Source organism: Vibrio sp. Vb0598, assembly GCF_033338935.1.
In the GTDB taxonomy this organism is placed as follows: Bacteria; Pseudomonadota; Gammaproteobacteria; order Enterobacterales; family Vibrionaceae; genus Vibrio; species Vibrio alginolyticus.
Map to the genome: position 1 here is coordinate 273,936 of NZ_JAWOTP010000004.1, position 11,356 is coordinate 285,291.

Annotated in this window: 7 protein-coding genes and 1 tRNA gene; 5 read left to right on the forward strand and 3 right to left on the reverse strand. The window is 45.0% G+C overall.

Annotated elements, in window-relative coordinates:
• Window positions 1–124 precede the first annotated feature (124 nt).
• From luxU to uvrB, 3 genes are all read right to left on the reverse strand, one after another.
• Window positions 125–469 (reverse strand): quorum-sensing phosphorelay protein LuxU, encoded by a 345-nt coding sequence (luxU, locus tag R7Q38_RS06845; protein WP_213866428.1) that lies wholly within the window; start codon window positions 467–469, stop codon window positions 125–127.
• Window positions 466–1,872: a quorum-sensing sigma-54 dependent transcriptional regulator LuxO gene (gene luxO / locus R7Q38_RS06850; RefSeq protein WP_005380768.1), complete on the reverse strand. Its 1,407-nt coding sequence runs from the start codon at window positions 1,870–1,872 to the stop codon at window positions 466–468. The genes luxU and luxO overlap by 4 nt, the downstream gene beginning before the upstream one ends.
• Window positions 1,873–2,162: 290 nt before the next feature.
• Window positions 2,163–4,193: an excinuclease ABC subunit UvrB gene (uvrB, locus tag R7Q38_RS06855; RefSeq protein WP_017636056.1), complete on the reverse strand. Its 2,031-nt coding sequence runs from the start codon at window positions 4,191–4,193 to the stop codon at window positions 2,163–2,165.
• Between the two features lie 559 nt (window positions 4,194–4,752).
• Between uvrB and R7Q38_RS06860 the strand changes: the two genes are divergently transcribed.
• The 5 genes from R7Q38_RS06860 to rsxC all read left to right on the forward strand — a co-directional run.
• Window positions 4,753–4,828 (forward strand) — tRNA-Asn (locus tag R7Q38_RS06860).
• A gap of 351 nt (window positions 4,829–5,179) precedes the next feature.
• Entirely contained in the window at window positions 5,180–7,477 is a 2,298-nt protein-coding gene (pflB, locus tag R7Q38_RS06865) for a formate C-acetyltransferase (RefSeq protein ID WP_213866426.1), read from the forward strand.
• 305 nt (window positions 7,478–7,782) lie between these two features.
• Entirely contained in the window at window positions 7,783–8,361 is a 579-nt protein-coding gene (gene rsxA / locus R7Q38_RS06870; RefSeq protein WP_005380762.1) for an electron transport complex subunit RsxA, read from the forward strand.
• Between the two features lie 3 nt (window positions 8,362–8,364).
• Window positions 8,365–8,961 carry an electron transport complex subunit RsxB gene (rsxB, locus tag R7Q38_RS06875; RefSeq protein WP_005380760.1) on the forward strand — a complete coding sequence of 199 codons (597 nt, stop codon included), beginning with the start codon at window positions 8,365–8,367 and terminating at the stop codon, window positions 8,959–8,961.
• An 8-nt stretch (window positions 8,962–8,969) separates the two neighbouring features.
• A partial coding sequence (rsxC, locus tag R7Q38_RS06880) for an electron transport complex subunit RsxC (protein WP_318114171.1) occupies window positions 8,970–11,356 on the forward strand: 2,387 nt, incomplete at its 3' end.

An 11,356-nucleotide genomic window follows, 5' to 3' on the forward strand; every position in this document is an offset into this window, starting at 1 on the left:
GGCTAGCGCCCTCTTTTAAGGTGTTTATTGATAATGAAAACCCTTCTGTCATCGAAGGGTTTTAGTTCAGGCATCCAGTAAAAACAGATGTTTACTAAGAAAAAATGGTTAATAGAAAAAATAGCTACTGTCGCCAAGAGCGATAAGCATCTCGAGTTTCGTGCAAAAGATCGAACATAGCCTCTAACTCCTCAGACTCCGCAGTCAACTCACCGGCTTTCGCTTTTTTGTCTATGGACATCGCCAGTTCACAAAGGCGATCTGCCCCAAAGCTCGCAGCACTACTTTTCAACGCGTGGCTGATTTCTTTTGAGTAAGCTAATCGCTCTGCCCCCTGCAGTTTGGATAAGTTCTCGATATAGGTATCCATTTCTCCTAGGAAGATATCGAACAGTACAGGTACGTTGTCACTGCCAATTTCCATCGACAGTTCATCTATTTTTTGCTGATTTAATACATTTACACTCATACTTTTTGCCGCTCTTCCTTGCCGTTCCATGCCTGTAACTTGCGGTAAATCGTCGACGGACTGACATCAAGGTATCCCGCCGCTCGAGGAATATTGCCATCACATGCTTCAATCGCTTGCTCGATTGCCATTTTTTCCGTCATCCATAATGGCATAATCTCAGATGCGGTCATCGCTTTCGGCTCAATTAATTTAGCCACAGACGACGGACGGTCAAGCGGTTGATTCAACGGTGGCGGTAACATGTCCAACGTAATCTCTTTACCGTTGTTTAGAACAACGATATTGCGTAGCACGTTTTGTAACTGACGAACGTTACCCGGCCACTCATAGCTGTTGAATCGCTCGATGACATCAGGCGCAAAACGTATGAAGCTTTTTCCTTCTTCGTGTGACATGTAACCTAGCAGTGAGTATGCAATTTCAATAACATCTTCGCCTCGTTCGCGTAAAGGCGGTAAATGCAAAGGAATGACATACAAACGATAGTACAAATCTTCACGGAATCGACCTTCTTGTACCTCTTTCCAGGGATCACGGTTAGTGGCACAAACAAAGCGCACATCCACGCTCTTCATTTTTGAGGAACCCACTTTTTGGAATGTGCCCGTTTGAATAAATCGTAGCAACTTGGTTTGTAAATCCAAGTCCATCTCACAAAGCTCATCTAGAAAAAGTGTGCCGCCATCCGCTAACTCAGCTGCCCCTTGACGATCATTCGCAGCGCCAGTAAAGGCCCCTTTTACGTGACCAAACAGTTCACTCTCAATCAAATCTTTTGGAATTGCAGCACAGTTAATTGCAATAAAAGGTTTGTCACCACGTTTACTTGCTGCGTGAATAGCCTCGGCACATACCTCTTTACCAGTTCCACTTTCACCTGTGATAAAAATACTCGCTTTACTGCTCGCCGCTGAATCTATCGTACGGTAAACCTGCTGCATGGTTTGGCTACTGCCGATAAACCCCTGATAGCTCTGATTGCCTGGATTATCGGCTTCATTTTTTAGCTTGGTCGCTTTACGAATGGCATTGTTAACCGTGACACGTAAACGGTCTGCTTCACACGGTTTAATTAGAAAGTCTTGTGAGCCATGACGCATGGCCTCGACAGCGGTATCGATAGAACCGTGAGCGGTCATAAAAATTATAGGTACGTCGGGATGACTCTTTTTAACGGCATGTAAAACGTCCATCCCCGTCATATCTGGCAGACGGAGATCGAGTAAAATAAGATCTGGAATTCGATGATTTAGGCTCTCAATGGCATCCCTACCTGTGCCGACAATATTGATATCTATGCCAAGCGGTGTCAGGTATGAGCGGTACAGAGCCGCAACAGATGCGGTGTCCTCGACCATTAAAAGGTAACGAGACTTTGGGCCTTCGGGTTTTTGTTGCATAACCTAGCTATTATTTTGTTGTGTTTTAAACAATAATCGCATTACGCTTTGCATTTTGCAAATAACATTAGCTAAATTATGGGCAAAGGAAAAAATTCAAAAATAATATCAATTATTTAAAAAGTGGCACAAACCATGCTGTAACGATAGTGACCCCTCGGGTCACCTAGCCAACTGACGTTGTTAGTGAACGATATGTTCACAAAACAAGCCAATAGACCCGACTGCCTATTGGCTTCTTTTTTTACAAGCGACCTAAAATGCTTGGATAGTTAAATCGGTAAGTTTGTTCAACTATTTGCGATGAACTGCGCTCGTAGTTTTTCAATCTCGTCACGCTTTTGTGCCGCTAACTCAAATTCTAAATCTTGCGCATGCTGATACATCGCTGCCTCCAGTCGACTGATTTCTTTTTCTAGCTGCTGAGGAGACAGTGCCTCGTAAGTTTGCGAAGGCTCCGCCACTTTCGATAATGGTACCTGTTTAGTGTTACGCTGGCGTTTAGACTTAGTGATATCGCCAAGTTCCATGATGTCTTTGATATTTCGTTTGAGCGCTTGTGGCGAAATACCCATTTCTTCGTTGTACGCTTCCTGCTTCTCGCGACGACGGTTAGTTTCATCCATCGCCTTTTTCATTGAGTTGGTGATTCGGTCAGCGTATAAAATCGCCTTACCTTCGATGTTTCGTGCAGCACGACCAATGGTCTGAATGAGTGAGCGTTCAGACCGCAAGAAGCCCTCTTTATCCGCATCCAAAATTGCAACTAACGAGACCTCTGGCATATCCAGGCCCTCTCTCAATAAGTTGATTCCCACCAGCACGTCAAATTCTCCAAGGCGAAGGTCACGGATAATTTCCACACGCTCAACAGTATCAATGTCTGAGTGTAAATAACGTACCTTAACATCATGTTCGTGAAGGTATTCGGTGAGATCTTCAGCCATTCGTTTGGTCAGTGTTGTAACCAGAACTCGCTCATCTTTAGCAGCGCGAATACGAATCTCAGACAATAGGTCGTCGACTTGGGTCGCTACTGGGCGAACTTCCAACTCAGGGTCAAGCAAGCCTGTAGGACGAACGACTTGATCCGCTACATCACCCGCCGATTTTTCTAGTTCGTAATTTCCAGGAGTAGCAGAGACGAAAATCGTTTGTGGCGCTAGTGCTTCAAACTCCTCAAACTTCAGTGGACGATTATCCAAAGCTGAAGGTAACCGGAAACCAAACTCCACCAGCGTTTCTTTACGCGAACGGTCGCCTTTATACATGGCACCTATCTGCGGTACTGTCACGTGAGATTCATCGATGATCAACAAGCCATCATGAGGTAAGTAGTCAAACAGGGTTGGTGGCGGCTCACCTTCCGAGCGTCCACTGAGATAACGAGAATAGTTTTCGATACCGGAGCAAAAGCCCAACTCATTCATCATTTCGATATCGAATTGAGTGCGCTGGCTAATTCGCTGCTCTTCCAGTAGCTTGTTGTTATCTAGAAGCTGCTTTTTGCGCACTTCTAGTTCGACTTTAATATTTTCAATCGCTTCAAGAATGCGATCTCTTGGCGTCACATAGTGCGTCTTGGGATAGATGGTATAGCGCGGCAAGTCTCGTTGTTTCACCACGCCTGTCAATGGATCGAACACACTGATGCAATCCACCTCATCGTCAAACATCTCAACGCGCACAGCGTCTTGGTCTGATTCAGCAGGGAATATATCAATCACCTCGCCACGGACACGGAACTGTCCTCGCTCAAAAGCAACATCATTGCGTGAGTATTGGAGCTCCGCTAGGCGACGAAGCATATCACGCTGATCAATCACATCTCCACGTCGCAAATGAAGCATCATTTGTAAGTAGGATTCCGGATCACCCAAACCATAGATAGCTGAAACCGAAGCAACGATAATAGCGTCTTTCCGTTCCAATAAAGCTTTAGTGGCAGACAGTCGCATTTGCTCAATGTGGGCGTTAACCGAAGCGTCCTTTTCAATGAAAGTATCTGTTGTGGGAACATATGCTTCAGGTTGGTAGTAATCATAGTAAGAAACAAAATACTCAACCGCATTATTAGGAAAGAATGACTTCATCTCACCATATAACTGAGCAGCAAGCGTTTTGTTTGGCGCAAGTAATATTGCAGGTCGTTGGGCTTGAGCAATCACATTCGCTAGTGTGAAGGTTTTACCTGAGCCTGTGACCCCCAACAATGTTTGATGTGCTAGCCCAGCATCGAGCCCCTCAAGCAACTGATTGATCGCTCCTGGTTGATCGCCCGACGGCTGATAATCGGAGACCAATTCATAGACTTTACTCATACCCTTCCTCAATTTTACTGCGCTTTGGCTGTATATATATACACCTTAGCTAATGAAATCTACGTCTATCGAGAATTTAACCATCATTGTTAATAAATTTTCTTGTTTGTCTAGAATGCTATAGCCATACAAAAGTGACTCTGATATAGTACTTCGCCCTAGTTGAAGAGCTACACACATTCTTCACATTATAATTTCCACAACTTTTCCCCAAAAATTAGCTTAAAACTTTCTTATCCCCAAAAGATTGATTTTTATCCACTTTGAATACCTTTTGATTAAGATCGATAAATCTCTGTTTTATTTGCTTATTTTGCGCATAACTCCGACTAAAAATTCATTAAATAAAAACTTAGTTGCATATCAATTTTCTTTACCCAGATCTCATCAACATACTTATCCACAAATTTAGTGGATAACTAACCTCGAGCCTTTACTGGCAAGCCATACAGAAAAGTAAAGCCCTTAACTCAATATTTTTTGCTAAAAATGTATTTTTTTACTGTTGACAGTAGTTTGAGTGCTCGGTAAGATTCTTCCCGCTTTCAAGCAAAGCAATTCCTCCTTAGCTCAGTTGGTAGAGCGACGGACTGTTAATCCGCAGGTCGCTGGTTCGAGCCCAGCAGGAGGAGCCAGATTATAGAAAAGCCGTGTCGCAAGACACGGCTTTTTTTGTATCTTAATCGCCATGAAATCTAAGCCAATCTAGGCGTCATAAAATCACACCGAAATAAGTTCAAATTACAGAACTCATAACATTGTCATAGATAGTGTTCTCACAGCACCACACATTTAATTCTGTCTCTTTTCTAGCAAAAAACAATCATAACCAATTGAATCTATTATTAATGCAATTTAATCATTGAAAAAATGAAAAGCATTCATTTTACTCATACCAAATAAACCCATACGATTAAAAGGGTTAAGAATGGTTCCGTCCTACTCGTCGCCTCCATTCTAATTATCAATAACTTAGGGATTTACTTATGACTATTCCGACAACTGACATGCTAGATGCATGGGCTGGATTTACTGCTGGTGAATGGCAAAACTCTGTCAACACTCGTGACTTCATCCAAAAAAACTATACACCCTATGAGGGAGACGAGTCTTTCTTAGCCGAGGTTAGCAAATCCACTTCAGCATTATGGAACCAAGTGCTTGAAGGCATAAAACAAGAAAGCCGCACACACGCCCCTATTGATTTTGACACAGACTTGCCCTCAACAATCACTTCCCACGATGCAGGCTACATCAACAAAGATCTGGAAAAGATCGTTGGCTTACAAACTGATCAACCGCTAAAACGTGCAATCATCGCCAATGGCGGGATTCGCATGGTCAAAAACTCTTGCGAAGTTTATGGCCGCGAGCTGGATCCAACGGTTGAAAAAATCTTCACTGAATACCGTAAAACTCACAACAAAGCGTGTTTCGACCTTTACACCAAAGAAATCCTAGCGTGTCGTAAATCCGGCATCATTACGGGTCTTCCTGATGCCTATGGCCGTGGTCGTATCATTGGTGACTATCGCCGTCTCGCCCTATACGGTATCGACTTCTTAAAAGCAGACAAAAAAGAACAATACAATTCAACACAAACGTTCTTAGAACAAGGCAACGATCTTGAGAAAACACTTCGTCTTCGCGAAGAAATAGCCGATCAAGTTCAAGCACTTGAAGACATTCGTCAAATGGGTCTGAAATACGGCATTGATATGTCGCTACCTGCAAAAACAGCACAAGAAGCGATCCAATTTACCTACTTTGGCTACCTAGCGGCGGTTAAATCGCAAAACGGCGCAGCAATGTCACTGGGCCGTACTTCGACTTTCCTAGACGTCTATCTAGAACGCGATATCGCAAACGGTTTGATTGATGAGTCACAAGCGCAAGAAATGATTGACCACTTCATCATGAAGCTACGCATGGTTCGCTTCCTACGCACACCAGAATACGATTCATTGTTCTCTGGCGACCCAATCTGGGCAACCGAAGCCATGGCTGGTATGGGCGTTGATGGCCGTACGCTAGTATCTAAAACGACATTCCGGTACTTACATACACTACATACTATGGGCCCTGCTCCTGAGCCAAACATGACGATTCTTTGGTCAGAGCAATTACCTGAAGCGTTCAAGCAATACGCTGCAAAAGTGTCGATTGATACCTCTTCGGTTCAATACGAAAACGACGATCTAATGCGTCCTGATTTCAACAATGACGACTACGCGATTGCATGTTGTGTGAGCCCGCAAATTGTTGGTCAGCACATGCAATTCTTTGGTGCACGTGCCAACCTTGCAAAAGCGCTGCTTTACACCATCAATGGTGGTATCGATGAAAAATCGAAAGCGCAAGTGGGTCCGGTAGTGGACAAAGTTCAAGATGAAATTCTCGACTTTGACGCTTTGATGCCTCGTTTCGACAACATGTTGGAATGGTTAGCAACGCAATACGTCACAGCGTTGAACATCATCCATTACTCACATGACCGTTACAGCTACGAAGCGTCACTGATGGCATTGATGGATCGCGACGTGCACCGCACGATGGCGTGTGGTATTGCAGGTCTGTCTGTTGTTGCAGACTCTTTAGCAGCAATTAAATACGCAACCGTGAAACCCGTTCGTGATGAAGATGGCATCGCCGTTGATTTTAAAATCGAAGGTGATTATCCAAAATTTGGTAACAACGATGCCCGTGTTGATGACATCGCTTGTGATCTAGTTGAGCGCTTCATGAAGAAAATTCAGAAGATGCACACCTACCGCGAAGCAGTGCCAACTCAATCGATTTTAACAATCACATCTAACGTGGTTTACGGTAAAAAAACGGGTAATACACCTGATGGCCGTCGCGCAGGTATGCCTTTTGGACCGGGTGCAAACCCAATGCACGGTCGTGATGAAAAAGGGGCGGTTGCGTCTCTGGCATCGGTTTCTAAATTACCGTTTGCTTACGCTAAAGATGGTATTTCTTACACTTTCTCAATTGTGCCGAGCGCATTGGGTAAAGATGACTTGAGTCAGAAGAAGAACCTAGCTGCGCTAATGGATGGTTACTTCCATCACGAAGCAAGCAACGAGGGCATTGCGATTGAAGGTGGTCAACACCTTAACGTCAACGTTCTAGACCGAGAGATGTTATTGGATGCGGTTGAACATCCAGAGAAATACCCTCAGTTGACGATTCGAGTGTCTGGTTATGCGGTACGTTTTAACTCTCTAACGACAGAGCAACAGCAAGACGTCATCACTCGTACTTTCACAAGTAAGATATAAACATAGTCCATCAAGCACTCAGAAGATTTAAATAATTAGCTTGTAAATATGCATTGCCTGCCTCTCTTTTCTACCTGGGAGAGGCGGGCTTTTTTTAAAATCACACATTAGATGAAAATTAATAGGTAGTATCCTCTCGCTAACAATACATTCAGCAAACGATTCAATTTCTTATTGATTCATCAAAATAGATCAAATAGACGACTATTTTTCCATCGTGTATGTAAAACCACATCGTTCACTGGTTGTTATTGGTGTCACAAAACACGATAATATCAAGATCGGATTTTAAGAACGTAATAACTATGACCGAATATGTTTTGTTGTTGGTCGGCACTGTGCTGGTGAACAACTTTGTACTGGTGAAGTTTTTGGGCCTATGTCCTTTCATGGGTGTGTCCAAAAAACTGGAAACAGCAATAGGTATGGGCTTAGCGACAACTTTTGTGCTAACGCTCGCGTCAGTGTGTGCGTATTTAGTGGAAAGCTACATCCTTCGTCCACTAGGTATTGAGTACCTTCGAACCATGAGTTTTATTTTGGTGATAGCCGTTGTGGTGCAGTTCACCGAAATGGTTGTGCACAAAACCAGCCCGACGCTTTATCGCTTGCTTGGCATTTTCTTACCGCTGATCACAACAAACTGCGCAGTATTGGGCGTGGCACTTCTTAACATTAATGAAAACCATAACTTTATTGAATCGATCATCTACGGCTTCGGCGCCGCTGTTGGTTTCTCATTGGTGTTGATACTTTTTGCATCCATGCGAGAGCGCATAGCCGCCGCCGACGTTCCTGTACCTTTTAAAGGTGCATCAATAGCAATGATTACAGCAGGTTTAATGTCACTCGCCTTTATGGGCTTTACAGGTTTGGTGAAGTAAGCGATGAGTACGATTTTAATTGCGATTATCGCGTTAGCGGTTCTGGCTGCGATTTTCGGCGCGATACTTGGTTTTGCTTCTATTCGCTTTAAAGTTGAAGCGGACCCTATTGTGGATCAAATCGACGCCATTTTACCGCAAACTCAATGCGGTCAATGTGGCTACCCTGGTTGCCGCCCTTATGCTGAAGCAATTGCAAATGGCGACCACATAAACAAATGTCCCCCTGGTGGTCAGGCAACAATCGAAAAGCTCGCCGACTTAATGGGTGTTGAGCCAGAAGAATCTGCGCACGATCTCGACAGCAAAATTCCAACCGTTGCGTTTATTCATGAAGACATGTGTATTGGCTGCACTAAGTGTATTCAGGCGTGTCCGGTGGATGCAATTGTAGGCGGAACAAAGGCGGTCCATACCGTAATCAAAGACGAATGTACGGGCTGTGACTTGTGTGTTGCCCCATGTCCGACTGATTGTATTGAAATGATTCCTGTGGCAACGACCACAGAAAGCTGGAAGTGGCAACTTCACTCCATTCCGGTACTTAACATTACGGATGCTGCCGACAATGCAGCGAACGTGAAAGATTCAATTAAGTAAGGTTTCACATGTTGTCTTTGATTGAACAAATTCGTACAGGCGCGCTTTGGGATTTCCCAGGTGGTGTGCATCCGGCAGAAAATAAAAAGCAGTCCAACAAAACTGAACTCGCTCATGCGGCTATCCCGTCAGAAATTGTATTGCCGCTAAAACAGCACATTGGTAAAGCGGGTAACCTACTGGTTTCCGAAGGTGACTACGTATTAAAAGGTCAGCCATTAACGCAATCGGAGACCGGCTTTACGGTTCCAGTGCATGCTCCAACATCAGGTACGCTCACCGCGATTGAGCCACGAACTGTCGCGCACCCTTCTGGGTTAAGTGAATTGTGCGCTGTCATCACGCCTGATGGTAACGATGCATGGTGTGAAAGAAACCCCGTCGCAGATTACCAACAAGAAACCTCTGACGCACTGATTGATGTTATTCGTCTCGCTGGTATTTCTGGTATGGGTGGCGCAGGCTTCCCTACTGCAAAAAAAATCCAATCAGGTTTTGCTCGTACCGAGATTCTTATCGTTAATGCAGCAGAGTGCGAGCCATACATCACGTCTGATGACAAGCTCATGCAAGAACATGCCGAAGAGCTTATTCAAGGTATCGAAATTGTCGAACATATCCTGACACCAAAGCTCACGATTATTGGCATTGAAGACAACAAACCAGAAGCAATCAAAGCGCTAGAAGCTGCGGCTATAAACAAAGATATCGTTATTCGCGTTATCCCAACTAAATACCCTTCTGGCGGTGAAAAACAGCTGATCAAAATTTTAACCAATAAAGAAGTGCCAAGTGGCGCGATTCCAGCCGATATTGGTATTTTGGTCCAGAATGTTGGTTCTCTTTACGCTATAAAACGCGCAGTCATCGACGGTGAGCCGATGATAAAACGCATCGTGACTCTCACTGGTAAAACCTTCAAACAACCACGCAACGTTTGGGCATTATTAGGGACACCAGTACAAGCACTGTTGGATGAGTTTGGCTATAAAGCAGATAAGAAGTTACAGCGTTTAATTATGGGTGGGCCAATGATGGGCTTTACCCTTCCTCACTCCCAAGTGCCGATTACCAAGACAGCAAACTGTATCCTTGCTCCGACTCGTCGTGAGATCTCTCCGCACCAGTATGAGATGGAATGTATTCGCTGTAGCCAATGTGCCGAAGCATGCCCTGCTTCGCTGCTGCCTCAACAACTGCAATGGCATGCGAAAGCTGAAGAGTATGACAAACTCGAAGAATTAAACTTAAAGGATTGTATCGAGTGCGGCGCTTGTGCGTTTGTATGTCCAAGTGAAATTCCGCTTGTACAGTACTACCGCCAAGCGAAAGCAGAAATTAGAACTAGAACACAAGAAGCGGAAGCTGCAGAGCGAGCAAAACTGCGTTTTGAAGAGAAAAAAGCGCGTATGGAACGCGAAAAAGCAGAACGTGAAAATCGCTTCAAGAAAGCTGCCGATCAACGCCGAAAAGAGATGAAGTCTTCTGGTAGCGATGATGCGATAGCAGCAGCGATCGCACGAGTGAAAGCTCAAAAGACAGAAACCACTGAAAAAGCAGAGCCAGCAGTAAAACCAGCCGTAGCGGCAGCCATTGCCAAAGCGAAGGCTAAACAAGCGGCAGCAGCTAAAGCAGGCTCTAGTGAACCTGATAACTCAGAAATGGCAAAACTGCGCGAAGAACGCAAACGTCTTGCTCGCGAACGTAAAGCGCAAAAAGAACAAGGCGAAACGCCAGACAATAACGCTGATGATAAAAAATCGGCAGTTGCGGCCGCCATCGCCCGAGCTAAAGCGAAAAAAGCACAACAAGAAGATTCAACTGAATCTGTAGAATCGGAAACGTCTGCGCAGCAAGACGGCGATCCGAAAAAAGCCGCGGTTGCTGCTGCCATTGCACGTGCCAAAGCACGTAAAGCGAAGCAAGCAGACTCAACTGAAGCGGAAGAAGCTGACGCACCTGCTGAGCAAACCGACGATCCGAAAAAAGCCGCAGTTGCCGCTGCAATTGCTCGAGCCAAAGCGCGCAAAGCGAAGCAAGCAGACTCAACCGAAGCGGAAGAAGCTGACGCACCTGCCGAGCAAACCGAAGATCCGAAAAAAGCCGCCGTGGCTGCTGCGATTGCACGTGCCAAAGCACGAAAAGCGAAGCAAGCAGACTCAATTGAAGCGGAAGAAGCCGAAGCACCTGCCGAGCAAACCGAAGATCCGAAAAAAGCCGCCGTGGCTGCCGCGATTGCACGTGCCAAAGCACGTAAAGCGAAACAAGCAGACTCAACTGAAGCGGAAGAAGCTGAAGCACCAGCCGAGCAAACCGACGATCCGAAAAAAGCCGCCGTGGCTGCCGCGATTGCACGTGCCAAAGCACGTAAAGCGAAACAAGCAGACTCAACTGA

Coding starts and splice junctions, on each gene's coding strand:
- luxU (WP_213866428.1), bottom strand. CDS start 469: ATGAGTGTAAATGTATTAAATCAGCAAAAAATAGATGAACTGTCGATG.
- luxO (WP_005380768.1), bottom strand. CDS start 1,872: ATGCAACAAAAACCCGAAGGCCCAAAGTCTCGTTACCTTTTAATGGTC.
- uvrB (WP_017636056.1), bottom strand. CDS start 4,193: ATGAGTAAAGTCTATGAATTGGTCTCCGATTATCAGCCGTCGGGCGAT.
- pflB (WP_213866426.1), top strand. CDS start 5,180: ATGACTATTCCGACAACTGACATGCTAGATGCATGGGCTGGATTTACT.
- rsxA (WP_005380762.1), top strand. CDS start 7,783: ATGACCGAATATGTTTTGTTGTTGGTCGGCACTGTGCTGGTGAACAAC.
- rsxB (WP_005380760.1), top strand. CDS start 8,365: ATGAGTACGATTTTAATTGCGATTATCGCGTTAGCGGTTCTGGCTGCG.